Origin of the sequence: Pseudomonas rhizoryzae (assembly GCF_005250615.1) — a bacterium.
Classification (GTDB): domain Bacteria; phylum Pseudomonadota; class Gammaproteobacteria; order Pseudomonadales; family Pseudomonadaceae; genus Chryseomonas; species Chryseomonas rhizoryzae.
In genome coordinates this window covers 209,704-232,618 of the sequence record NZ_SULM01000004.1, presented here as the reverse complement: position 1 = coordinate 232,618, position 22,915 = coordinate 209,704, and the positions used below count along the sequence as shown (strand labels likewise).

The following is a 22,915-nucleotide window of genomic DNA, read 5'->3' as shown; positions in this document are numbered from 1 at the left end:
GGAGCTCCTCGGCTAGGGTTTTGCTTGAGACTAAGACGGCCAGATGACCGTCAGGTGACGACTGCAGAGCCCGTGCCACCGCTTGTCCACGGCACATTGCCATCAAAACGTCACACCTGGCTCCTAAATTGGCCTGTGTCTTGCTGACCTAGACCAAGCCCTCGACCCTGGAGCACCCGTATGACCCGTCTGCTTGCTTCCTTGTTGGCCACTGCCATTGCGGTACAAGCCGGTACCGCCTTCGCCGATACCGTCGATCTCAAAGCCCTCGAAGCCGCCGCCCGCAAGGAAGGCGAAGTGAACAGCGTCGGCATGCCCGACTCCTGGGCGAACTGGAAAGCCACCTGGCGCGATCTCGAGCAGAAGTACGGGCTCAAGCACCAGGATACCGACATGAGCTCGGCCCAGGAGATCGCCAAGTTCGCCGCCGAAGGCGAGAACGCCTCCGCCGATATCGGTGACGTGGGCGCTTCCTTCGGCCCCATCGCCGTACAGAAGGGTGTTACCCAGCCCTACAAACCCACTACCTGGGACCAGGTACCGGCTTGGGCCAAGGACAAGGACGGCAACTGGGCGCTGGCCTACACCGGCACCATCGCCTTCATCGTCAACAAGCAGACCGTCAAGGACGTGCCCCATTCCTGGGCCGATCTGCTCAAGGGCAAGTACAAGGTCACCATCGGCGACGTCAGCGCCTCTTCCCAGGCCGTCAGCGGCGTCCTGGCGGCAGCCTATGCCAACGGCGGCGACGAGAAGAACATCAAGCCGGCGCTGGACTTCTTCGCCAAGCTGGCCAAGCAGGGCCGCCTATCCTTCACCAACCCGGTGGTGGCCAACATCGAGAAGGGCGAAGTGGAGGTCGGCGTAGTCTGGGACTTCAACGCCCTGAACTATCGCGATCAGATCGACCGTAGTCGCTTCGACGTCTTGATTCCCTCCGATGGCTCGGTGACCTCCGGCTACACCACCATCATCAACAAGTACGCCAAGCACCCCAACGCCGCCAAGCTGACCCGTGAGTTCATCTTCTCCGACGCCGGCCAGATCAACCTGGCCGAGGGCTATGCCCGCCCGATCCGCGCCGAGCACCTGACGCTGCCGGCCGACGTCCAGGCCAAGTTGCTGCCCCAGGCGGAATACGCCAAAGCCCGGCCCATCGCCGACGCCAAGGCCTGGGAAGAGACCGCCAAGCGCCTGCCGCGGCTCTGGCAGGAGCACGTTCTGATCAACATGCAGCAGTGACGTCATGAAGGTCATCTTGGTCGTGCTGGACGGACTCGCCCTGCGAGTCGCCGAACACGGACTCGGCTTCCTCCAGGCCCTCTGCCTGGCCGGCCAGGGTCGCCTCTATCGGCTGGAGTGCGAGTTGCCCTCGCTCTCCCGCCCGCTCTACGAATGCCTGCTCACCGGCGTACCGCCGGTGCGCAGCGGCATCGTCCACAACGGCGTGAATCGCCTCTCCAACCAGACGAGTCTCTTCCATCTGGCCCAGGCCGCCGGGCTCACCACCGCCGCCGCGGCCTATCACTGGGTCAGTGAACTCTACAACCGCACCCCCTTCGAGCCGGCACGGGACAGGCACGTCAGCGACACCAGCCTGCCGATCCAGCACGGGCACTTCTACTACGCCGATCACTACCCGGATTCCCATCTGTTCGACGACGCCGAGCACCTGCGCCTGGCCCATGCCCCGGACCTCCTGCTGGTGCATCCGATGAACATCGATGACGCCGGCCACCGGCACGGTCTCTCCAGCCCCGAATACCGCAATGCCGCGCGGCGCGCCGATGGCCTGCTGTCCCACTACCTGCCCACCTGGCTGGACGCCGGCTACCAGGTGCTGGTGACCGCCGACCACGGCATGAACGACGACCGTAGCCATGGCGGCACCCTGGCCGAAGAGCGCGAGGTCCCGCTGTTCGTCTTTGGCGCTGGCTTTTCCCTGGGTGAGGCCACACCTCGCCAAGTGGAAATCTGCGGCACGGTCTGCACCCTGCTCGGCCTTGCCCACGACAAGCCCTGCTGCCGGGAGTTGCTGGCATGAAGCGCTCCTGGCTCGCCCTGTTGTTGTTGCTGCCCTTCCTGCTGGTGTTCGGCGCCTTCCAACTGGCACCCCTGGCCTGGATCGCCCTCAACAGCTTCCAGGCCAGCGACGGTAGCTGGGGCCTGGCCAACTACGGTGAAATCCTCGGCTCGCCCTTCTATCTCCAGGCCATCCGCCTTTCTTTGGAGATCTCGCTCTGGTCCAGCGTCTTGGGCCTGGTCATTTCACTGATCGGCGCCTATTCGCTGACGCGGGTGGAGTCGCGCCTGCGCGGCTTCGTGGTGGCCTTCACCAACATGACCAGCAACTTCGCCGGGGTCCCCCTGGCCTTCGCCTTCATCATCCTGCTGGGGATCAACGGCTGCCTGACCCTGGCGCTGCAGCGGCTGGGTCTGCTGGAAAGCTTCAATCTCTATAACAGAGGTGGGCTGATCCTCATCTACACCTATTTCCAGATTCCCCTGGGCGTCCTGCTGCTGCTCCCCGCCTTCGAAGCCCTCAAGCAGGACTGGCGCGAGGCAGCGGCGCTACTAGGCGCCGGTACCTGGCAATACTGGCGGCATATCGGGCTACCGGTGCTCAGCCCGGCGCTGATCGGTACCTTCATCATCCTGCTGGCCAACGCCCTGGGCGCCTATGCCACGGTCTACGCCCTCACCAGCGGCAACTTCAACGTGGTGCCGGTGCGCATCGCCGCCCTGGTGTCCGGTGACATCGACCTGGAGCCCAACCTGGCCGCAGCGCTGGCCATGCTACTGGTGGCCTTCATGACCCTGATCACCCTCGTCCACCAGTGGATGCTAAGGCGGAGTCGCCATGTCCAGAACTGAGCGTCTCTACCATCGCCTGGTGGTCTGGCTGCTGTTCCTGATCCTGTTCGCGCCCCTGGCCGCGACCCTGGTCTATTCCCTCGCCACCCAGTGGTCGGCGACCCTGCTGCCGGCCGGCTTCACCTTCAAGTGGTACCTGCAGCTGTGGAGCGATCCGCGCTTTCTCGCCGCCTTCGGCCGCTCCCTGGCGATCTGCTTCGGCGCCCTGGCGCTCTCCTGCGTGCTGATCCTGCCGGCCATGTTCGCCATCGCCTATCACTTCCCGCGGCTGGATGCGCTGATGAACGTGCTGATCCTGCTGCCCTTCGCCGTGCCCCCGGTGGTCTCGGCGGTCGGCCTGCTGCAGCTCTACGCCAGCGGACCGCTGCCGCTGACCGGCACCCCCTGGATCCTGGTGTTCTGCTACTTCACCATCGCCCTGCCCTTCATGTACCGGGCCATCAGCAACAATCTGCAAGCGCTCAATCTGCGCGACCTGATGGACGCGGCTCATCTGCTCGGCGCCAGCTCCTGGCGCGCCGCCCTGCTGGTGGTGCTGCCCAACCTGAGAACCGGACTGATGGTGGCACTGTTCCTGTCCTTCTCCTTCCTCATCGGCGAATTCGTGTTCGCCAACCTGCTGGTGGGCACCCGCTACGAAACGCTGCAGGTCTATCTCTACAACCTGCGCAACGGCAGCGGCCACCTCACCAGTGCCCTGGTCATCTCGTACTTCGTCGCGGTCCTGCTGATGACCTGGATCGCCAATTGCCTGAATCGGGAGCGGACATGAGCTATCTCGCGGTCAAGGGACTGCACAAGCGCTACGGCGCCGACACTTTGTTCACCGACATCGACTTCCATGCCGAACAAGGCGAACTGGTTACGCTGCTTGGCCCTTCGGGTTGCGGTAAGTCCACTCTGCTGCGCTGCCTGGCCGGTCTCACCGAGGTCGACCGCGGCAGCATAGTGCTGGCGGGCCAGGACATCACCGCCCTGTCCCCCCAGCGCCGCGGCATTGCCATGGTGTTCCAGAGCTACGCCCTGTTCCCCAACATGACCGTGGAGCAGAACGTCGCCTTCGGCCTGCGCATGCAGCGCCTGGCGCGGGACGAGGTCCGCCAGCGGGTCGTCGAGGCGCTGACGCTGGTGGAACTCGAAGGCTACGCCGAGCGCTACCCGCACCAACTCTCCGGCGGTCAGTGCCAGCGCGTGGCCCTGGCGCGCTCACTGATCGTCCGCCCTCGCCTGCTGCTGCTGGACGAGCCGCTCTCGGCGCTGGATGCGCGCATCCGCCGGCACCTGCGCGAGCAGATCCGCGCCATCCAGCAGGAACTGGGCCTGACCACGGTGTTCGTCACCCACGACCAGGAAGAAGCCCTCACCCTGTCCGACCGCATCGTGCTGATGCGCGATGGCCGCATCGTCCAGAGCGGTGACGCCGAGACGCTCTACACCGCTCCGGTGGACGTCTTCGCCGCCGGCTTCATCGGCAACTACAACCTGCTCGATGCCGACCAGGCCAGCCGGTTGTTCGGCCAGACCTTCAAGAGCCAGGTGGCGATTCGTCCCGAGGCCATTCGCCTCGGCGGTACCGGGGGTATCCCGGGCCGGATCGTCGGCCACAGCCTGCTGGGCAATGTGATCCGCTACCGGATCGCCACCGAAGCCTGCGAGCTCAACGTCGACGTGCTCAACCACGGGCCGGAAGCCTTGCACGCGAACGGCACGGCCGTCACCCTAACCGTCAATTCCGACAGCCTGAGAGAAGTAGCATGACCCTGGCGATTTTCGATCTCGACGAAACCCTCATCGACGGTGACTGTGCCAGCCTCTGGAGCCGCCAGATGGGCGTCCTCGGCTGGGTCGACCCCGAATCCTTCATCCAGCGCGACACCGAACTCATGGCCGCCTACGCCAAGGGCCAACTGGCCATGGAAGACTACATGGCCTTCCACCTCGAACCCCTGGTAGGCCGCACGCCGGAGGAAGTGGACTTCGAGGTCGGTCCCTGGGTCGAGGACGTCATCGAACCGATAATTTTCAGCGACGCCATGAAGTGCATCGCCGCCCACCGCGCCGCTGGCGACCGGGTGATCATCATCTCGGCCTCCGGCGTGCACCTGGTGCAGCCCATTGCCGAGCGGCTGGGCGTGGAAGAGGTATTGGCCATCGACCTGCAGGTCAGCCATGGCGTCTACAACGGCCAGGTGGAAGGGGTGCTGACCTATCGCGAGGGCAAGCTGACCCGGCTGCTGGAACTGCTCGACGGCGACCAGAGCCTGCTCGCCAGCGCCAGCTTCTATTCCGACTCACGTAACGACCTCCCGCTGCTGAAAGCCGTAGGCAAACCCCATGTGGTCAACCCCGACCCCGTGCTGCGTGAACACGCCGAACAGGCGGGCTGGCCGATTCTCAGCTGGCGGTAAGTCGCCTCATGGCCGCCCCTACGGGTTGCCGCTGTTTTCGGAGGTTGGGTTGAGACGCCTCTATCGTCGAAGCCCAACATTGGCGGATGCGAGCAGGACCTGTTGGGCTTCGCTACGCTCAACCCAACCTAAGCCCAACCTACGGCGGACCGCTCTGGCAGCGATCGATGGGGGATGACTCGCCCTATTCGAGCCCTTCGTCCAGCACCAACACCACCTTACCGTTCACTTCGTTGCTTTCCAGAGCGGCGAAGGCGGCTTCGGCGTTCTGGGCAGAGAAGCGCCGTTCGAGGTTGACATTCAGTTGCCCCTTGGCGAACAGCGGCCACACCTTTTCCTCCAGCGCCAGCATGGTCTTGGCCTTGAACTCGACGGACCTGTTGCGCAGCGTCGAGCCAATCAGGCGGATGCGTTTGCCGAGGACCTTGGCCAGATCCAGTTCGGCTTCGCGTCCGCCCATGAGTCCGATCAGCACCCAGCGACCATCCCGGCCCAGCAGGTCCAGATTGAGTGGCGCATAACCCGCACCGACCGGATCGAGGATCACATCGAAGGGGGCGAAGTCGCGCAGACCTTCCAGATCGGTCTTGCGCAATACCCCGCCCTCGGCGCCGAGACGCTCACAGTGGGCCAGGCGCTCCTGGGAACCCACGCTGACCCAGCAGGGATTGCCGAAGGCCTTGCACAACTGGATGGCCGCCGAGCCAACCCCACTGGCTCCAGCGTGCAGCAAGACCTTCTCGCCCGGCTGCAGAGCGGCCAAGTCGAAGAGGTTGCTCCAGGCGGTCGCCCAGACCTCGGGCAGCGCGGCGGCCTCGATCAGCGACACGCCCTCCGGTACGGCAGCGGCCTGACGGCCGTCCACCACCACCTCGCTGGCCATGCCACCCCCGGCGAGCAGCGCACAGACGCGATCACCGACCTGCCAGCGCGAATCCGCGGTGGTTTCGCTGACCACGCCCGAACACTCCAGGCCCAGGGTGGCCGGTGCGCCGGGCGGCGGCGGGTAGTTTCCCGCCAATTGCAGCAGATCGGCGCGATTGAGACCGGCAGCCGCCACGCGGATGCGGATTTCCCCAGGCGCCAGAGCGCGAGCGCTCAATGACTGCCATTCCAGTTGCCCTTCGATACCTTGCAATGCGTTCACGGTGCCTCCATAGTGGCTCAGGCTTTGACGAAAAGCGCCTGCGCCGGCGGGTTCTGCGGGAGTCGAGCGGACCTGAAGACGGAGGGCTGTCACAGCCGCGTCTGCTTGTCGCTCCCACCCTCAGACCGCCTCCAGACGACTTTCGTCAGCGCCCGTCATACTTCCCTTGGCCGCGGAACCGCCCGGGCCCGGGACGGCCTATAGCCTATTCCTTTCCGTGCATTAGTCGAATACACATGAAGCAGCTCTTGTCCCGTACCGCCCTCGTTGTAATGCTTGGCATCAGCGCAACCCCTCTTTTCGCCAAGTCCAACTCACCGGTTAGCGTCGACAAGCTGCAACCCGACCGCGACCAGGTCATCGCCAGCCTCAACATCGTCGAGCTGCTCAAGCGTCATCATTACAGCAAGCCGCCGCTCAACGATGCCCAGTCGATCAAGATCTACGACAGCTATCTGAAGATGCTTGATCCCGCGCGGCTGTATTTCACCGCCGCCGACATCCGCGAATTCGATGCGTCCCGCACCCGCTTCGATGATTACCTCAAGCAGGGCAACCTCGAACCGGGCTTCGCCATCTACCGCCGCTATGCCCAGCGTGTGGCCGAGCGACTCAACTATGGCCTGGGGCTGCTCGACGCCGGCATCGGCAAGCTCGACTTCAAGGTCGACGAGTCCTTCAACACCAATCGCGAGAAGGCGCCGTGGGCAGCGGACACCGCGGCCCTGGACGATCTCTGGCGGCGCAAGCTCAAGGACGAGGTGCTGCGGCTGCGCCTGTCCGGCAAGACCGACGCCCAGATCCAGCAGCAGTTGACCAAGAGATACAAGAATCAGCTGGCACGCCTCAACCAGATCCGCAGCGAAGACGTCTTCCAGACCTACATCAATGCCTTCGCCGAATCCTACGACCCGCACACCCAGTATCTCTCGCCGGAAAGCGCGGAGAACTTCGACATCAACATGAGCTTGTCGCTGGAAGGCATAGGTGCGGTGCTGCAGAACGACAACGACTACGTGCAGATCCTGCGCCTGGTGCCGGCTGGTCCGGCGGACAAGTCCAAGCAGGTCGCCCCCGGCGACAAGATCGTCGGCGTGGCCCAGGGCGACGGCGAGATGGTCGATGTGGTCGGCTGGCGCCTGGACGAGGTGGTCAAGTTGATCCGCGGGCCCAAGGGCTCCAAGGTGCGCCTGGAGATCATCCCGGCGAACAACGCACCGAACGACCAGAAGACCAAGATCGTCACCATCACCCGTGAAGCGGTCAAGCTCGAGGAGCAAGCCGCCCAGAAGCACGTGATCGACGTACTCCACGAAGGCAAGCACTACAAGCTGGGCGTGATCACCGTCCCGGCCTTTTACCTGGACTTCAAGGCCTATCGCGCCGGCGACCCGAACTACAAGAGCACCACGCGCGACGTGAAGAAGCTCATCGGCGAGCTACAGAAGGACAAGGTCGATGGCATCGTCATGGACCTGCGCAACAACGGCGGCGGCTCCCTGCAGGAAGCCACCGAGCTGACTGGCCTGTTCATCGACCAGGGTCCCACCGTGCTGGTGCGCAATGGCGACGGCAAGGTCGAGGTGCTGGCCGACGACGAAGGCGGTGCCTTCTACAAGGGGCCGCTGGCCGTCCTGGTCAACCGCCTCTCGGCGTCGGCCTCGGAGATCTTCGCCGGTGCCATGCAGGACTATCACCGCGCGCTCATCGTCGGCGGCCAGACCTTCGGCAAGGGCACGGTGCAAACCATCCAGCCGCTCAATCATGGTGAGCTCAAGCTGACTATCGCCAAGTTCTACCGCGTCTCCGGCCAAAGCACCCAGCACCAGGGCGTGCTGCCGGACATCGACTACCCGGCGGTGGTGGATACCAAGCAGATCGGCGAAAGCGCCCTGCCCGACTCCATGCCCTGGGACACCATCGCCCCGGCGGTCACCGGGCTGAGCAATCCCTTCGCCAACTATCTACCCGAGCTGATCAAGCGCCATGATGCCCGGGCGCAGAAGGATCCCGACTTCATCTTCGCTCGCGAGCGGTTGAAGCTGGCCGAGGAATTGGCGGCGGACACCACGGTGAGTCTCGACGAGCAGAAGCGGCGCGCCGAGCAGACCACATTGGACAATCGCCAACTGGCCATGGAAAACGAGCGTCGCAAAGCCAAGGGCGAGGCACCGCTCAAGGAGCTGAAGAAGATCGACGAAGACAATCCGGCAATCGATGACGACAAGACCAAGCCCCAGGACGATGCCTATCTGATGGAGTCCGGCCATGTACTGCTGGATTACCTGGACTTGAGCCATACCCCGCCCAAGCGCTGACATCAAAACGTCACAAGACTGTCGTGAAATGCCCGGGGGCCGCCACAAGTGGCCCCCGGGCATTTTCGTTATAGGGTTCTCGCAGGCTTAACCATGACACTGAACGACCAGGCTGGAGTGTTGGAGCGCATTCTTGCCAATCGGGAGCTGCATTCGCTCTTCCAACCCATAGTGTCCTTGAGCGAGCGCCGTATCCTGGGTTACGAGGCGCTCATCCGTGGCGCCTCCAACACCCCCTTGCACTCGCCCCTGCCGCTTTACGCCACGGCACGCCAGACGGGGCGCCTCTCCGAATTGGAGATCGCCGCCCGCCAGCAGTCCTGCCAGAGCTTTCGTGAACTGGGGCTGGAAGGGCTGCTGTTTCTCAATGTCTGCCCGGAAACCCTGCTGGAGCCCGCGCACCAGTCCGGTCAGACCCTCAAGCTGCTGCAGCGGCTGGGGCTCTCGCCGGCCCAGGTGGTGATCGAGCTGACCGAACAGGCCCCCATCGACGACTTCGCACTGTTGGCCACCGCCCTGCACCACTATCGCGCCATGGGCTTTTCCATTGCCCTGGACGACCTGGGCGCCGGCTATTCCAGCCTCAGGCGCTGGTCGGAACTGCGCCCCGATTTCGTCAAGATCGACCGCCATTTCATCGAGTCCATCCACCGCGACCAGGTGAAGCGCGAATTCGTCGGCTCCATCCTGAAGATGGCTGACGCCTCCCGGGCACGGGTGATCGCCGAAGGCATCGAGACCCATGAAGAACTGTCCACGCTGGCGAACATGGGCGTCGATCTGGTTCAGGGCTACTTGCTGAGTCGACCGAGCGCGACGCCGCCGCGGGAGATCCAGACCCTGTTGCCGGTCATCGTGACCCGCAGCCCCGAGCTCGCCGAGGAGTCGACCACCATCGCCAGCCTCAGGATCGAACAGGTGGCGGTCGGCCAGGACATGCTCATCCCTGAAGTACTGGAACGCTTTCGCCTGCAACCCAGCCTGAATACCCTGGCCGTGGTGGACGACGATGATCGACCGGTAGGCATCATCCATCACCATGAGCTGAGTTCGGCATTGCTCAAGCCCTTCGCCCACGAGGTGTTCGCCCGCAAGCCCATCGCGCGACTGATGAGCCAGGACTTCCTGGCCACCGAAACCACCCAGTCCCTGCAACAGGTCAGCCGCCTGCTCACCGCCCGTGCGCGCCAGCGTATCGAGGAAGACTTCATCATCACCGAAGGCGGTCGCTACGTCGGGGTCGGCCGGGTCATGGACCTGTTGCGGTTGATCACCGAACAGCGCATCCAGCAGGCCAAGCATGCCAACCCGCTCACCCAGCTGCCGGGCAACGTGCCCATCCAGCAGTGCCTGACCCGGTTGCTGGATCAACGACGTGAAGCCGTGGTGTGCTACGTCGACATCGATGGCTTCAAGCCCTTCAACGACCTATACGGCTACGCCAAGGGCGACGAGGTGTTGCTCTGCCTGGCGCAGACGCTGTCCGAGCGCCTGGACCCGCATCAGGACTTCGTTGGCCACATCGGTGGTGACGACTTCCTGGTGGTGCTGGGCTCCGCAGACTGGCGGCAACGCCTCAACGGCCTGATGGCGGCCTTTCAGGAGCGCTGCCGGTATTTCTATCGCAGCGAGCATCTGGAGGCCGGTTGCTTCCTGGCCTACGACCGAGACGGCCGCCGGCGGGAGTATCCGCTGTTGTCACTGTCGCTCGGAGTGGTGGAACTCGACCGGGATGCCGGCAAGCGGGTGGATGCCAGCGCCTTGGCAGGTCTGGCGTCGGAAGCCAAGCGCAATGCCAAGATGGTGCCTGGCTACAGCCTGCACCTGATGCGCGCCTGAGGTCTATGCCTGACGGTGATCGGGATAGCTATGTTCGAACACCCGGGTCACCTCGGCCGCATGCCAGGCAACCGCATCCGTCACCTGCGGCGAGCCGTCCAGGGCGCCCAGCCGAAGGGCGCAGTCGAAGAAACCCTCACGGGGAATGCGGGTGCCACTCTGGCTCACGACCAAAGCACTGCGCAGCGGCCTACCCTCGCGACGGTCGAGGGCGGCCAGGTACTCCAGAGCGGTGGTCAGGGTCACCATGGCGGGCTGGGGTAGCCCCAGCCGCTCGATCACCGAGCGGTAGGTCAAGAGGCTGCGGCTGCGTCGGGCGCTTTCCAACTCGTCCAGCAGGGCCAACCAATGCTGGCGGCTGATACGTACACTCAAGAGAACTCAATCCCGCAATTGGTCGAGCGCGACTCCCGGTGCGGGGCGCTCGTGCTTGTCCGGCAGCGCGGCCAAGGCGGCCTGCTGGGTGGCGGATCTATTGTCGCGCCAGGTGCGGAAGGCGTCGAGCTCGCCACTGCAGGCCTTGCCGATCCAGGCCAATACGGCGAGGTCGTCGAGCAGACCGAACATGGGCACCCAGTCGGGAATGAGATCGATGGGCAGCAGGAAATAGACCAGACCACCGGCCACCGTCAGCAGGGTCTTGCGGCTGATGCCACGGTACTGGCCGCGCCACCAGGCCAGCAGCAATTGATGGAACAGGTTCAGGGTATCGCGCGCATCACCCAGCTTGAGACCACGCTGGCGGGTCTTGCGCGCCACCCCCAGCAGCAAGGCGGGCAGGCGTCCACGAATCAGCAGGCGTTGGGCGATACCGAGATAGCGATCAAAATTCTTCGGCGGCTTCATGGGCACCTCGAAGGTTAGGGACACGAGCGGTGCGCGAACTCAGGCAGCACGGCACGCTAGAACTCTGATCGCAAAGGGCCGCGAGGGTTTCCAGTGCCCCAATGGAAAACGCCCTGCAAGCAGGGCGTTCGCGGGCTTGGTGCAGCCAGTTACTTCTTGGCCGGCGCCTTCTCGGTCGTAGCCGGTGCCGCATCGGTGGCCGGTGCAGCCGGGGCGTCTTCGGCGTCCGCGGCGCCATGATCCTTGATGCCGAGCAGTTCCAGGTCGAACACCAGTACGGAGTTGGCCGGAATCGCCGGGCTCGGGCTCTGGGCGCCGTAGGCCAGGTCGGCGGGGATGTACAGCTTGATCTTCTCGCCGACGTGCATCAGTTGCAGCGCCTCGACCCAACCCGGAATCACGCCGTTGACCGGCAGGTCGATCGGGGTACCGCGCTTGATGGAGCTGTCGAACACGGTACCGTCGACCAGCTTGCCTTCGTAGTTCACGGTGACCACGTCTGTGGGCTTGGGCTGCGGGCCGTCACCCTTCTTGACCACTTCGTACTGCAGGCCGGAAGCGGTGGTGATCACACCAGGCTTCTTGCCGTTCTCTTCGAGGAATTTCTTGCCGGCCTTGGCATTGTCTTCGCTGACCTTGGCCATCTTCTCTTCGGCACGCTTCTGCAGGGCGGCGAAGGCTTCGGTCAGTTGCTGATCGGTCAGCTTCTGGTCCTTCTTGCCGACGGCGTCTTCGATACCGAGGGCCACGGCCTTGGGATCCAGGTCATCGATACCTTCCTGGGCCAGGCTCTTGCCCATGTTCAGGCCGATACCGTAGGACGCCTTCTGGGCCGGGCTTTCCAGCTCGACCTTGGGCTTGGAGTCGCAGCCGCTCAGAACCAGACCCACCAGGGCCACCGCTGCTGCCAACCGATACTGTTTCATGTTGATTCCTTATCCGTGCGCATCGTGCGCGTTCAAATAACTGATCGAGCTTACAAGGAGACCTGCTCGCTTGCCATCGCCAGGCCTCTAAATGGCTGCAAAGGATAAGATTTCAAGCCTAGGTCTACCTGAACATCGGGTGAACGGAGTGCAGGCGGGTGCCACGCCGGATGGCGCCCGCCCTCCCGGCAGCAGGCGACCGGCGCGGCTGCAGGCGCTAAACTAGCGCCTTCCTCAGCGCTTGATAGAGACCTTCATGTTCGAGCCCAACGATTTGAACCGCCCGCCCCTCGACCTCGCCCGCGAATCGCGCAAGGCCGGCGGCTACGGCCTGCTCTACTCGGTGCTCCTGGGTATCGGCATCCTGCTCTACCACCATTGGGTACCCTCCGCCTTCCCTGGCGACCTGCTGCAGATGTCCATGGCCCTACCCGTCATCCTGTTCGCCGGCAGTGCCGTGTATTACCTCGCCATGGTCCGTAAATGCGAGCGCCTGCAGCGCGAGGCGGACGAGAAAGCCGGCAAGGCCAACTCGAAACGCCGCTAGCCGGACCGAACGACGCTGCCGGCGCCCGGTCGACTGTCCATGACGACCGGCGCGGGAGGCGCGATGCTGACCATCACCGATCTGCACAAGAGTTATCCGACGCCCCAGGGCCCGCTGCCGGTGCTGCGTGGCGTCGATCTCACCCTCGCCCAGGGAACCAGCCTGGCCCTGATGGGCGAATCCGGTAGTGGCAAGAGTACCCTGCTGCATCTGGTCGCCGGTCTCGACCGCCCCGATGGTGGCCGTATCGAGGTGGCAGGTCGTGAGCTGTCCCGCCTGAACGAAGGCGCCCTGGCTGCCTGGCGGCGCGAGGGCATCGGGCTGATCTTCCAGCAATTCAATCTGATCGCCAGCCTCACGGTGCAGGACAACCTCGCCTTCCAGGCGCGTCTGGCTGGCCGCCACGATCCGCACTGGCAGACCGAACTGGCCACCCGGCTGGGGCTCGCCGCCCTGCTGGATCGCTATCCCGAGCAATTGTCGGGCGGTCAGCAACAGCGTGTGGCCCTGGGACGGGCCCTCGCCTCGCGCCCACCGCTGCTGCTGGCGGACGAACCCACCGGCAACCTCGACGAAGCCAGCGGCGACCAGGCCCTGGCCCTGCTGCTGGAACTGGTGGCGGAGACCGGTAGCAGTCTGCTGATGGTCACCCACAGCGCTCGTATCGCCAGTCAGCTCGACCGTACCCTGCAGTTGGAACGGGGCCGCCTGAGCGGCGCGGCCTCCCTCTTCCCATGAGGCTGCTCTATTGGAGCCTGCACAGCCTCGCCAGTCATTGGCGGCGCCATCCGCTGCAACTCGCCGGGCTGGTGGCGGGACTCTGGCTGGCCACTACCCTGCTCATCGGCGTGCTGGCGCTCAACGCCCAGGCGCGGCAGAGCTATGCCCAGGCCAGTGCCCTGTTCGGCGCCAATCAGGCTGCCCTGGAGGTGCGCGACGGCGGTCGCTTCCCGCAGCAGGTGTTCGTCGACCTGCGCCGCCAAGGCTGGCCGGTCTCGCCCGTGCTGCAAGGACGGCTGGCCCTGGCGGGACGCGAGCGTCCGGTGCCCCTGCTGGGTATCGAGCCGGTCAGCCTGCCCAGCGATGGCGGCGTTGCGGCCAGCGCAGCGCCCGCGGCCCTGTTCGACTTCCTCAGCCCAGCGGGTACCACCTGGATCGCCCCGGAAACCCTGCGTGAATGGCAGCTGCGGGAAGGCGAGGTACTGCGGCGTACGGACGGCATGGTCTTGCCGCCACTCCAGCGCCGCCCAGGCCTGGCACCTGGAACGCTGGTGGTGGACATCGGTCAGGCGCAGCGCCTGCTGGATGCACCCGGCCAGCTGTCACGGCTGATCCTGCCCAAGGCCTTCCAACGCAAACTGCCGCCCCTGGACGGTACCCGCCTGCACCGGGTGGAGAACGACCAGGGTGCCGAACTGGGGCGCCTGACCGACAGCTTCCACCTCAATCTGCTGGCGCTCGGCCTGCTGGCCTTCGCCGTGGGTCTGTTCATCGTCCATGCCGCCATTGGCCTGGCCCTGGAGCAGCGTCGCCCACTACTGCGCACCCTGCGCGCCTGTGGCCTCGCGGCGGCGACCCTGGTCACGGCGCTGGCGCTGGAATTGGCCCTTATCGCCCTGCTGGCGGGTGCCTTGGGCGTAGCGAGTGGCTATGGCCTGGCGGCCGTGCTATTGCCGGACGTGGCGGCCAGCCTGCGCGGGCTCTATGGCGCAGAGGTGGCCGGCAGCCTGACCCTGAGCCCGGCTTGGTGGCTGGCCGGACTCGGGCTGAGTCTGGGCGGCGCCCTACTGGCCGGAGCTGACGGCCTCTGGCGCGCGGCACGGCTGCCCGTGCTGGCCCTGGCCCAGGGCGAAGCCTGGCGCGCCGCCCATGGCCGCTGGCTCAGGCGCCAGGCGCTGGCCGCGTTGCTGGTGGCGCTGCTGGGGCTGGGCCTGTTGCTGGGCGGCAACAGCCTGGCCAGCGGGCTCGCCCTGCTCGGCTGTCTGCTCCTGGCCGCGGCCCTGGCCCTGCCGCCGCTGCTGAGCGCCGTGCTGGACCTGCTACTGCAACGGGCGCAGCGGCCACTCGCCCGCTGGTTCCTCGCCGATGCACGGCAGCAGTTGCCTGGGCTGTCCCAGGCCCTGATGGCGCTGCTGCTGGCCCTGGCGGCCAATGTCGGCGCCGGCAGCATGACCGAAGGATTTCGCCGCACCTTCGACGGCTGGCTCGATCAGCGCCTGGCGGCCGAACTCTACCTGCGCCCGACCGACGCCAACCAGGCGGCTGACCTGCAAGCCTGGCTACCGAGTCAGCCCACCGTCCGGGCGGTCTTGCCCGTGTACGAGCAGGAGGTCACCTTGCAGGGACAACCGACGACCCTGAGCGGCGTAGTGGACGCTGAACTCTATCGCGAGCACTGGCCGCTGCTCGATGCCGGGGCCGCTGCCTGGACGCCCTTCTTCGCCGGTGAGGGGGTGATGCTCAGCGAACAGCTGGCACGGCGCCTGCGGGTGACCACCGGCCAACGGATCGACTTGCGGGGTAGCCAAGGCGCCTGGTCCGCGCCCATCCTCGCCACCTACGCCGACTACGGCAATCCGCGCGGTCATCTGCTGCTGTCCCAGGCGCGGCTACGCACCTTGTGGCCGGACGCGATTCCGGTCCGCATCGTGGTGCGCCTGGCACCGGCCCAGGTGGATGCCCTGCGTGACAGGCTGCAGCAGCAGTTCGGCCTGGACGCCAGTCGCTCCATCGACCAGGGTCAGCTGCGCCGCTATGCCGACCAGGTCTTCGAGCGCACCTTCAGCGCCACCGCCGCCCTCAACGCCCTGACCCTGGCAGTGGCCGGACTGGCGCTGTTCATCGCGCTGCTCGGTCAGGCGCAGCGCCGTCTCGGCCAACTCGCGCCGCTGTGGGCGCTGGGGATCGAACGGCCGCGGCTGATCCTGCTCAGCCTTGGGCAACTACTGGGCCTTGCCCTCCTCACCCTCGCACTGGCCATGCCGCTCGGTATCCTGCTCGCCTGGTGCCTGGTGGCCGTGGTGAACGTCCAGGCCTTTGGCTGGCGTCTACCCCTGCAAGTCTTCCCCGGTCAGTTGCTGGCGCTGGCCGGGATCGCCCTGCTGGCGACCCTGCTGGCCGCCGCCTGGCCCCTGCTGCGGCTCAGGCGCAGTCAACCGCTGGACCTGCTACGGGAGCTCGGCAATGAACGCTAGGGCGCTGTTGGTCGCACTTCTGCTGCTGACCGGCTGCGATGAAAAACCGGCCCCGGAAGGCTTCGCCGGACTGGGCCAAGGCAGCGAGAACTTCGCGGCGGTGGTGCCCGGCAAGGTGTTCAGCTTTCCGGCGGATCACGGTGCCCACCCGGATTTCCGCATCGAGTGGTGGTACGTCACGGCCAATCTCAGTGATGCCGAAGGCCATCGCTACGGTGTCCAGTGGACGCTGTTCCGTAGCGCCCTGCGCCCTGGCGCCGACCAGCCCGGTTGGAGCAATGGCAATCTCTGGTTGGGCCATGCCGGACTCACCACCGAAACCCGGCAATTCTCCGCCCAGACCCAGGGTCGTGGCGGCGTCGGCCAGGCCGGGGTGACGGCCAGCCCCTTCTCCGCCTGGATCGACGCGTGGCGTCTGCAAGGTGATCTGGCGAGCCAGGCCGAGGTCCAGGCCCAGGGCCCGGGCTTCGCCTATCGGCTGGACCTCGCCGCTACCGGCCCGCTGGTACTCCAGGGCGAAGGCGGCGTCAGTCGAAAATCCGCCAGCGGCCAGGCGTCCTACTACTACAGCCAGCCGTTCTTCCAGGCCCAGGGCGAACTGGAGATCGAGGGCCGGCGTATCCCGGTCAAGGGGCTGGCCTGGCTGGATCGCGAATGGAGCAGCCAGCACTTGGCGGCGGATCAACTGGGCTGGGATTGGTTTTCCCTGCACCTGGACGACGGTCGCCAGTTGATGCTCTATCGCCTGCGCCAGGCCGACGGCCAGCATTACCTGTTCGGTAACCTGATCGCCGCCGATGGCCACAACCAGCCCCTGCATCCCGGCGACATCCGCCTCGCGCCCCTGGCCACGCACCCGGTAGCCGGCCGTGAGGTGCCGGTGCGCTGGTCCATCGCCCTGCCGGGACGAGACGTCGACCTGCGCATCAGTGCGCTCAACCCCAACGCCTGGATGGCCTTGGGCACACCCTACTGGGAGGGTCCGGTCAGCGTGGAGGGTAGCGCCAAGGGGGTGGGCTATTTGGAGATGACGGGCTACTAGGCTCTGTCCGAAAAATGCCTGCGCTCGGTGATGCTTCGTTGAAAAAGGCTTCGGAATGCTCATTTACCATTTGTAAACTCCGCTTCCTCAGCTTTTTTCGTGGGGCCGCCTAGGCCTCGCCTAACCTTCGCTCGGCGACTTTTCGTACAGAGCCTAGTGCAACACATTGGCGAGAAACTGTCGGGTGCGATCTTGCTGCGGGGTCCCGAACAGTTGCGCCGGCGGGCCGCTTTCGAGGATGCGGCCCGCGTCGAAGAACAGCACCCGGTCCGCCACCTCGCGGGCGAAGCCCATCTCGTGAGTTACGACGATCATGGTCATGCCCTCGCGGGCCAGGTCCTTCATGATCGCCAGCACCTCGTTGACCGTCTCCGGGTCCAGTGCGGAGGTCGGCTCGTCGAACAACAGCAGTTGCGGTTGCAGGGCCAGCGCCCGGACGATGGCCACCCGCTGCTGCTGGCCGCCTGAAAGCTCGGCCGGATAGGCATCGGCCTTGTGCGCCAGCCCGACCCGCGCCAGCAGCGCCCGCGCCTGGCGCTCGGCCTCGGTGGCGCTCAGCCGCCCGAGCTTGACCGGCGCCAGGGTCAGGTTGCGCAGCACCGAGAGGTGCGGGAACAGGGTGTAGTCCTGAAACACCATGCCGACCTTCTGCCGCAGCGTCGCCAGGGCGCGGCGGTCGCCGGCATGCACCGGGACGCCGTCCAGCTCCACGGTGCCGGCCGACGGCTCTTCCAGGCTGTTGAGGCAGCGGATGAGGGTCGACTTGCCCGAGCCGCTGGGTCCTATCACCACCACCACCTCACCGGCAGCGACGTCCAGGTCCACGCCGCGGACGATCTGCTGTTCGCCGAAGCTCTTGCTCAGGCCGCGCACCTTCAGCAGTGCGCTCATTGGATCAACGCCCTGAGATTGGCATCCAGGCGCGCCTGGCTCTGCACCTGCCGTTCGCGCCTTGCCTCCTGGCGCTGCCGCTCCAGGGTGAGACGCGCCCGGGCGGCCGCCAGGGTCCGGGCCAGGGCTGGGGCAGCGGGTCCGCCGGGCGAGCGCCGTGAGGCAACGTTGGCGGTGGGGTCCAGGCTTTCGCCGACGCGCGCGGCGTCCAGCCCCAGGGGGCGACCGATCACCGCCTGGGCGGCCTGGTCGAGCATGGCGCTGTCGATGGCGTGAGCGGGCAGCCCCGCGTCCAACGCCTGGCGCACCACGGCGCCCACCACATGGTGCGCCTCGCGGAACGACAGCCCGCCCTCGCGCACGATGAGATCGGCCAGGCCCGTGGCGGTGGAGAAATCCCGGGCGCTGCGCTCCAGCCCGCGCGCGGCCTCGGGCTCTGCCGTACGCAGCACCAGGTCCAGCAGCCGCAGGCAGCGCAGGCTTTCCTCCGCGGCCTCCCAGAAGCCGCGGGTGCCTTCGCGATTGGCATCGCCACTGTGGCTGAAGTGGGTACCCTTGACCGTCATGGTGGCGGCCATCAGCAATCCGGCGATGTGGCCGCTGCGGCCCTTGAGGTACTCCAGCACCACCGGATTCTTCTTCTGCGGCATGATGCTGGAGGTGCCGGCGACGCTGTCGGGAAACTCCACCAGGCCGAATTCATGGGTGGCCCAGACGAAATAGTCCTGGGCCACCCGGCTCCAGAACACCGCCAGCAGGCTCAGGTGCGACAGGCCTTCGAGAATGAAGTCGCGGGAGGCCACGGCGTCCAGGGCATTGTCCAGGTAGCCGTCGAAGCCGAGCAGCTCGGCGGTACGCGCCCGGTCGATGGCGAAGGGCGTGCCGGCGAAGGCCGCTGCCCCAAGCGGACTCTGATTCATGCTGTCGAGGGTAGCAGCCAGGCGCAGGCTGTCGCGCTCCAAGGCCTGGGCCACGCCAGCGAGATAGAAGCCATAGGTGATCGGCTGCGCCGGCTGCAGATGGGTATGCCCCGGCATCACCGTGGCGGCATGCCGCTCGGCCCCTTCCAGGGCCGTGGCGCGCACCTGCTGCAGCGTCTCCAGCACCTCGGCGAGGACATCCCGAGCGCGCAGGCGATCCAGGGTGGCGAGGATGTCGTTGCGGCTGCGGCCGATGTGCAGCCGCCCGCCGACGTCCGTGCCCAGGCGTTCGATCAGCGCCGCCTCGTAGTTGAAATAGGCATCCTCGCGCAGCGGGTCGAGGGGTACCGCGCCAGGACCGGCGGCTTCCAGGTCGAGGATGCCGCGCGCCAGGGCGGCAGCCTGGGCGCGGTCGATCAGGCCCTGTTCGGCGAGCATCACCACATGGGCCTTGTTGACGTCACCCAGATAGGGAAAGCCCTCGGCGAAGCCGGCCAGGCGCGGGGCGTAGATGAAGTCGCAGACTTCGGGCGCGGTGGCCTCCCGGAGCCGACGGCTGACCTTGGATTCTTGCATGGGATGCCTCTCTAGGACGGATTGCGGGTCAGCGGACGACCCAGGCGCCGCTCGAGGTAGCGGCTGAGCCAGCTGAGCAGCGAGCAGATGACGAAGTAGACGAGCAGCACCGTGCCGTAGACGGCGAAGGCCGGACTGGCGCCGGTCATCATGGTGGTGCGCTCGATCAGGGTCTGGCCGGTCTTGAGGAATTCGCCCACCCCGACCAGGGCGCCCAGGGAGGTGGCCTGGACCAGCAGGGTGAGCAGTCCGGTATAGGCCGGCAGGATGGCCTTGAGCGACTGGGGCCCGACGATGTGCAGGTAGATGCGCCAGCGCGGCAGGCCCAGCGCCCAGGCGCTCTTCCACTGGTGCCGGGGCACCGCCTGCAAGCCGCCGCGGACGATCTCGATGCCGTTGGCGCTGCCCCAGAGGGTCAGGCCGGTGGTGACCGCGGCGAAGGGCGACAGGTCCAGCCCCAGCAGCGGGGCGCCGAAGAAGATGAAGAAGACGTTGACGATCAGCGGGATGGAACGGAACAGCTCGACGTAGCCGTGGATCAGCCAACCCAGCCAACGCTGCGGCAAGGTGGCCAGCACCCCGAACACCGCCGAGACCAGGGTGGTGAAGAGCAGCACCACCAGCGCCAACTGCAGGGTCATCAGCAGGCCCTTGATCACGAAAGTCCAGTTTTCCAGAAACAGGCTCATGCTCGCCTCACTGCCGAAACGGTCGTTGCAGATGGGCGGACAGGCGCTGCGTCGCCAGGGCCAGCACCGCCACCAGTCCCAGGTAGAGCACGCAGATGGCGCTGAACATCTCCAGGGCGCGAAAATCCGTGGCGATGCGATCCACCGCGACGAAGGTCAGCTCGGCCAGGCCGATGGCCTGCAGGTAGGAAGAGTTCTTCAGCAGCGAGATGGCGGTGTTGAGCACCGCCGGCAAGGCGGTGCGCACGGCGATGGGCAAGGCGATCAGGCAGAAGAATTGCCAGGGCTGGAGATTCAGCGCCAGGCTCGCCTCGCGCATGCCCCGCTCCACCGTCGCCAGGCCGCCGCGCAGATTCTCGATCTGGTAGGCACCCGCCCACAGCGACAGGCAGACCACCCCGGACCAGAACAGCGACAGCCCCAGGCCCACCGCCGGCAGGCCGTAGAAGATGAAGAACAGCTGCACCAGGATCGGCGTATTGCGGATCACCTCGACATAGACGGCGGCCAGTTGCGCCAGCACCGGCACGCGAAACAGCCGAACCGCGCCGCCGACGACGCCGATGACCAGCGACAGTGCGATCGCCAGCAGCGAGACCCTGAGCGTCATCAGCAGGCCGTCGAGCAGCGCCGGCCACTGGGCGATTAGATAGTCGAGGTCGAAGTCCATGACCGTGCTCCTAGTGCCTTTCTGCGGGACGCGGCTCTTCGAATACGCTCAGGTAGTAGCTGCGAATGTTTTCCGGCACCAGGCGCTCCACCCAGGGGCGAAACAGATGCTCCTCGTGCATCCGCGCCACTGCGGCGCTGAGATAGTCACGCCACTGCGCCTCGTTCTTGCGCACGCCAATGGCCGCATCGGAAATCTGGAAAGGCTCACCCACCAGCCGGACGCCATCGTCATGGGCGGTCACCACCACCAGGGTGGCGGCGTCATGGGTATAGGCGTCCACCCTGCCCTGGCGAAAGGTCTGCAGGGCATCGGCGGCGCTGTTCATGCGCAGGGTCTTGATCTCCGGCTCGTGGTCTTCGAACCACTTGGCCTGTACCGAACCCTTGAGGGTGGCCAGGGTCTTGCCACGCAGGGCGGCGATGGAATCGATGCCGCTGTCCTTGCGCACCAGCACATCGCTCGCGCCCCAGCGATAGGGGGTGGTGAAGTCGATCACCCGCTGCCGCTCCGGCGTCACCCCGAGGGTGGCGATCAGCATGTCCACTTTGCGGCCGAGCAGTTGCGGCACCCGATTCTCGGCGGTGACGCAGGTAAAGCTCACCTTGTCCCGCGAGCCCAGGGCCCACTTGGCGATCTGCCGGGACATCTCCACTTCCACGCCGGCGAAATCGCCGTTGCTGTCCTGGTAGCCATAGGGTGGCTGGTCGCAGCGCACCCCGGCGCGCAGCATGCCGGCTTCGGTGAGGGCGGGCGGGACGGGGGGCAAGGCTGCAGCCTGCACCAGGCTGGCCAGACCCAGCGCCAGGACGGCACCGGTAAACGCGCGATACGACATGTTGCCTCCTAGAAGAGCGGTGACAGCCGCCGGGCCGGTGGCCGGCGGCAGGGCTACGAGGGCAGATCGAAGGGTGCAGCGGGGGTCGTCTATAGCTGGCGTTCATGGCGCCTTGGGTCTTTTGTAAGACTTATGGCGTCATGCTGGCAAATGCCAATACGCTAGGCAGCCATACGGATCTGATATGGGGTGAGCGGATGAACATGAAGCAGGTGGAAGCCTTTCGCGCGACGATGCTGTCTGGCTCCATGACCGCAGCCGCCGAGGCCCTGCATACCTCGCAGCCCAACATCAGCCGACTCATCGGCCAATTGGAGCGCAATTGCGGTTTCCGGCTGTTCGAGCGGATCGCCGGGCGTCTGCTGCCCACCGAGGAAGGGGCCGCGCTGTTCCGCGACGTGGAACGCGCCTTCGTCGGCCTGGACAGCCTGCAGGCCTCGGCCCGCGCCATCGCCCAGGGCGGCACCGGACGGCTGCGCCTCGCCGCGGTGCCTTCGTTGTCGCTCACCCTGCTGCCGCGGGTGGTGCAACGTTTTCGCGAGCGGTATCCGCAGGTGGCCATCACCATTCACACCAGCGACTCCCCCACGGTGGCGCACTGGGCAGCCTCGCAGTTCTGCGACCTGGGCCTGGCCTCCTATGTGGGTGAGCAACTGCCTGGCGTAGCGGCGGAACTGCTCAGCGACGTACCCGGCGTCTGCGTCTTTCCCCGCGGACATCGCCTGAGCGAGCTGGAAGAGGTGACGCCCGCGGACCTGGCTGGCGAGGAATTCATCTCCCTGGTGCAGGGCGACAGCACCCGCACGCGCATCGACCGCCATTTCCAGGAACTGACCGAGCGCCGTCGGCTGAGTCTGGAGACGCCCTATGCCGCCACCATTTGCGCCATGGTCGGCCTGGGCCTGGGCGTCAGTATCGTCAGTCCGCTGGTGGCGCTGGATTACCTGCACGCCGGACTGGAAATGCGCCCGTTCCGGCCGGCGATTCGCTTCACCAGCTATCTGCTGCTGGCCGATCACAAGCCCGCCGGCAACCTCACCCTCGCCTTCGCCGCCGAGATCCGCGCCACTTTGCAAGAAGCGGTACGGCGATGGCAGTGACCGGAACTCCAGGCGCCGCTCCCACCTCGAATCGGTAATGTCTCCCTTGCCGCTGCGCAAGGCTCGTTAGCGTGATAACCGAGGTGTCTC

Annotated in this window: 22 protein-coding genes; 13 read left to right on the top strand and 9 right to left on the bottom strand. The window is 66.0% G+C overall.

What is annotated here, in order from left to right:
- The first annotated feature begins 180 nt into the window (after positions 1-180).
- Genes FAZ11_RS07685 through FAZ11_RS07660 form a run of 6 tightly spaced genes read left to right on the top strand, consistent with a single transcriptional unit; the run spans position 181 to position 5,282 of the window.
- Positions 181-1,242, top strand: a complete 1,062-nt coding sequence (locus FAZ11_RS07685) for an ABC transporter substrate-binding protein (RefSeq protein WP_058789809.1) — start codon at positions 181-183, stop codon at positions 1,240-1,242.
- 4 nt (positions 1,243-1,246) lie between these two features.
- A complete protein-coding gene (locus tag FAZ11_RS07680) occupies positions 1,247-2,044 on the top strand; it encodes an alkaline phosphatase family protein (RefSeq protein WP_058772019.1) in 798 nt (265 codons plus the stop codon).
- Entirely contained in the window at positions 2,041-2,874 is an 834-nt protein-coding gene (locus FAZ11_RS07675; protein WP_137279473.1) for an ABC transporter permease, read from the top strand. Before FAZ11_RS07680 ends, FAZ11_RS07675 begins: the two co-directional genes overlap by 4 nt.
- Positions 2,861-3,646 (top strand): ABC transporter permease, encoded by a 786-nt coding sequence (locus FAZ11_RS07670; RefSeq protein WP_058767234.1) that lies wholly within the window; start codon positions 2,861-2,863, stop codon positions 3,644-3,646. The genes FAZ11_RS07675 and FAZ11_RS07670 overlap by 14 nt, the downstream gene beginning before the upstream one ends.
- On the top strand, positions 3,643-4,632 hold the full coding sequence (locus tag FAZ11_RS07665) for an ABC transporter ATP-binding protein (protein WP_137279474.1): 990 nt from the start codon (positions 3,643-3,645) through the stop codon (positions 4,630-4,632). The genes FAZ11_RS07670 and FAZ11_RS07665 overlap by 4 nt, the downstream gene beginning before the upstream one ends.
- Positions 4,629-5,282: an HAD family hydrolase gene (locus FAZ11_RS07660; RefSeq protein WP_058765037.1), complete on the top strand. Its 654-nt coding sequence runs from the start codon at positions 4,629-4,631 to the stop codon at positions 5,280-5,282. Before FAZ11_RS07665 ends, FAZ11_RS07660 begins: the two co-directional genes overlap by 4 nt.
- A gap of 184 nt (positions 5,283-5,466) precedes the next feature.
- Here FAZ11_RS07660 and FAZ11_RS07655 read toward each other — a convergent pair whose 3' ends face one another.
- Complete coding sequence (locus FAZ11_RS07655) at positions 5,467-6,429, bottom strand: NAD(P)H-quinone oxidoreductase (protein ID WP_058765035.1); 963 nt, start codon at positions 6,427-6,429, stop codon at positions 5,467-5,469.
- A gap of 236 nt (positions 6,430-6,665) precedes the next feature.
- Between FAZ11_RS07655 and FAZ11_RS07650 the strand changes: the two genes are divergently transcribed.
- Positions 6,666-8,747, top strand: a complete 2,082-nt coding sequence (locus FAZ11_RS07650) for a carboxy terminal-processing peptidase (RefSeq protein ID WP_058765033.1) — start codon at positions 6,666-6,668, stop codon at positions 8,745-8,747.
- 93 nt (positions 8,748-8,840) lie between these two features.
- The gene (locus FAZ11_RS07645; RefSeq protein WP_058765032.1) at positions 8,841-10,586 is read left to right on the top strand and encodes a bifunctional diguanylate cyclase/phosphodiesterase; all 1,746 of its coding nucleotides are present in this window, start codon (positions 8,841-8,843) and stop codon (positions 10,584-10,586) included.
- 3 nt (positions 10,587-10,589) lie between these two features.
- On the opposite strand, the gene FAZ11_RS07640 is transcribed toward FAZ11_RS07645, so the two are convergent.
- The 3 genes from FAZ11_RS07640 to FAZ11_RS07630 form a co-directional block, all read right to left on the bottom strand.
- Positions 10,590-10,961 carry a hypothetical protein gene (locus tag FAZ11_RS07640; protein ID WP_058765030.1) on the bottom strand — a complete coding sequence of 124 codons (372 nt, stop codon included), beginning with the start codon at positions 10,959-10,961 and terminating at the stop codon, positions 10,590-10,592.
- 6 nt (positions 10,962-10,967) lie between these two features.
- Positions 10,968-11,432, bottom strand: a complete 465-nt coding sequence (locus FAZ11_RS07635; protein WP_058765028.1) for a YkvA family protein — start codon at positions 11,430-11,432, stop codon at positions 10,968-10,970.
- 149 nt (positions 11,433-11,581) lie between these two features.
- Entirely contained in the window at positions 11,582-12,358 is a 777-nt protein-coding gene (locus FAZ11_RS07630; RefSeq protein ID WP_058789804.1) for a BamJ family beta-barrel-assembly machinery protein, read from the bottom strand.
- 256 nt (positions 12,359-12,614) lie between these two features.
- Here FAZ11_RS07630 and FAZ11_RS07625 point away from each other — a divergent pair, with 256 nt between their 5' ends.
- The 4 genes from FAZ11_RS07625 (at position 12,615) to FAZ11_RS07610 (ending at position 17,141) form a co-directional block, all read left to right on the top strand.
- Positions 12,615-12,905, top strand: a complete 291-nt coding sequence (locus tag FAZ11_RS07625; RefSeq protein WP_058765024.1) for a hypothetical protein — start codon at positions 12,615-12,617, stop codon at positions 12,903-12,905.
- Positions 12,906-12,968: 63 nt separating this feature from the next.
- Positions 12,969-13,643 carry an ABC transporter ATP-binding protein gene (locus tag FAZ11_RS07620; RefSeq protein ID WP_137279475.1) on the top strand — a complete coding sequence of 225 codons (675 nt, stop codon included), beginning with the start codon at positions 12,969-12,971 and terminating at the stop codon, positions 13,641-13,643.
- A complete protein-coding gene (locus FAZ11_RS07615) occupies positions 13,640-16,099 on the top strand; it encodes an FtsX-like permease family protein (RefSeq protein ID WP_137279476.1) in 2,460 nt (819 codons plus the stop codon). Before FAZ11_RS07620 ends, FAZ11_RS07615 begins: the two co-directional genes overlap by 4 nt.
- Positions 16,089-17,141 carry a lipocalin-like domain-containing protein gene (locus tag FAZ11_RS07610; RefSeq protein WP_137279477.1) on the top strand — a complete coding sequence of 351 codons (1,053 nt, stop codon included), beginning with the start codon at positions 16,089-16,091 and terminating at the stop codon, positions 17,139-17,141. The genes FAZ11_RS07615 and FAZ11_RS07610 overlap by 11 nt, the downstream gene beginning before the upstream one ends.
- 153 nt (positions 17,142-17,294) lie before the next feature.
- Here FAZ11_RS07610 and FAZ11_RS07605 read toward each other — a convergent pair whose 3' ends face one another.
- The 5 genes from FAZ11_RS07605 to FAZ11_RS07585 are packed head-to-tail and all read right to left on the bottom strand — an operon-like array spanning position 17,295 to position 21,725.
- Positions 17,295-18,032, bottom strand: coding sequence for an amino acid ABC transporter ATP-binding protein (locus tag FAZ11_RS07605; RefSeq protein WP_137279478.1), 738 nt, complete (start codon positions 18,030-18,032; stop codon positions 17,295-17,297).
- Positions 18,029-19,528, bottom strand: a complete 1,500-nt coding sequence (gene argH, locus FAZ11_RS07600; protein ID WP_137279479.1) for an argininosuccinate lyase — start codon at positions 19,526-19,528, stop codon at positions 18,029-18,031. The genes FAZ11_RS07605 and argH overlap by 4 nt, the downstream gene beginning before the upstream one ends.
- 11 nt (positions 19,529-19,539) lie before the next feature.
- Positions 19,540-20,217, bottom strand: coding sequence for an amino acid ABC transporter permease (locus tag FAZ11_RS07595; RefSeq protein WP_137279480.1), 678 nt, complete (start codon positions 20,215-20,217; stop codon positions 19,540-19,542).
- Positions 20,218-20,224: 7 nt separating this feature from the next.
- Positions 20,225-20,887, bottom strand: a complete 663-nt coding sequence (locus FAZ11_RS07590) for an amino acid ABC transporter permease (RefSeq protein WP_137279481.1) — start codon at positions 20,885-20,887, stop codon at positions 20,225-20,227.
- Between the two features lie 10 nt (positions 20,888-20,897).
- Positions 20,898-21,725, bottom strand: coding sequence for a transporter substrate-binding domain-containing protein (locus FAZ11_RS07585; protein WP_240043622.1), 828 nt, complete (start codon positions 21,723-21,725; stop codon positions 20,898-20,900).
- Positions 21,726-21,922: 197 nt separating this feature from the next.
- On the opposite strand from FAZ11_RS07585, the gene FAZ11_RS07580 reads away from it, so the two are divergent.
- Complete coding sequence (locus FAZ11_RS07580; RefSeq protein WP_058785441.1) at positions 21,923-22,825, top strand: LysR substrate-binding domain-containing protein; 903 nt, start codon at positions 21,923-21,925, stop codon at positions 22,823-22,825.
- Positions 22,826-22,915: the final 90 nt, after the last annotated feature.

Bases quoted from the DNA above. Each gene is read 5' to 3' on its own strand.
- FAZ11_RS07590 (WP_137279481.1), bottom strand. From the start codon at position 20,887: ATGGACTTCGACCTCGACTATCTAATCGCCCAGTGGCCGGCGCTGCTC.
- FAZ11_RS07650 (WP_058765033.1), top strand. From the start codon at position 6,666: ATGAAGCAGCTCTTGTCCCGTACCGCCCTCGTTGTAATGCTTGGCATC.
- FAZ11_RS07675 (WP_137279473.1), top strand. From the start codon at position 2,041: ATGAAGCGCTCCTGGCTCGCCCTGTTGTTGTTGCTGCCCTTCCTGCTG.
- FAZ11_RS07670 (WP_058767234.1), top strand. From the start codon at position 2,861: ATGTCCAGAACTGAGCGTCTCTACCATCGCCTGGTGGTCTGGCTGCTG.
- FAZ11_RS07685 (WP_058789809.1), top strand. From the start codon at position 181: ATGACCCGTCTGCTTGCTTCCTTGTTGGCCACTGCCATTGCGGTACAA.
- FAZ11_RS07585 (WP_240043622.1), bottom strand. From the start codon at position 21,725: ATGTCGTATCGCGCGTTTACCGGTGCCGTCCTGGCGCTGGGTCTGGCC.
- FAZ11_RS07610 (WP_137279477.1), top strand. From the start codon at position 16,089: ATGAACGCTAGGGCGCTGTTGGTCGCACTTCTGCTGCTGACCGGCTGC.
- FAZ11_RS07645 (WP_058765032.1), top strand. From the start codon at position 8,841: ATGACACTGAACGACCAGGCTGGAGTGTTGGAGCGCATTCTTGCCAAT.
- FAZ11_RS07665 (WP_137279474.1), top strand. From the start codon at position 3,643: ATGAGCTATCTCGCGGTCAAGGGACTGCACAAGCGCTACGGCGCCGAC.
- FAZ11_RS07630 (WP_058789804.1), bottom strand. From the start codon at position 12,358: ATGAAACAGTATCGGTTGGCAGCAGCGGTGGCCCTGGTGGGTCTGGTT.
- FAZ11_RS07680 (WP_058772019.1), top strand. From the start codon at position 1,247: ATGAAGGTCATCTTGGTCGTGCTGGACGGACTCGCCCTGCGAGTCGCC.
- FAZ11_RS07625 (WP_058765024.1), top strand. From the start codon at position 12,615: ATGTTCGAGCCCAACGATTTGAACCGCCCGCCCCTCGACCTCGCCCGC.
- FAZ11_RS07660 (WP_058765037.1), top strand. From the start codon at position 4,629: ATGACCCTGGCGATTTTCGATCTCGACGAAACCCTCATCGACGGTGAC.
- FAZ11_RS07615 (WP_137279476.1), top strand. From the start codon at position 13,640: ATGAGGCTGCTCTATTGGAGCCTGCACAGCCTCGCCAGTCATTGGCGG.
- FAZ11_RS07580 (WP_058785441.1), top strand. From the start codon at position 21,923: ATGAACATGAAGCAGGTGGAAGCCTTTCGCGCGACGATGCTGTCTGGC.
- FAZ11_RS07605 (WP_137279478.1), bottom strand. From the start codon at position 18,032: ATGAGCGCACTGCTGAAGGTGCGCGGCCTGAGCAAGAGCTTCGGCGAA.
- argH (WP_137279479.1), bottom strand. From the start codon at position 19,528: ATGCAAGAATCCAAGGTCAGCCGTCGGCTCCGGGAGGCCACCGCGCCC.
- FAZ11_RS07635 (WP_058765028.1), bottom strand. From the start codon at position 11,432: ATGAAGCCGCCGAAGAATTTTGATCGCTATCTCGGTATCGCCCAACGC.
- FAZ11_RS07595 (WP_137279480.1), bottom strand. From the start codon at position 20,217: ATGAGCCTGTTTCTGGAAAACTGGACTTTCGTGATCAAGGGCCTGCTG.
- FAZ11_RS07620 (WP_137279475.1), top strand. From the start codon at position 12,969: ATGCTGACCATCACCGATCTGCACAAGAGTTATCCGACGCCCCAGGGC.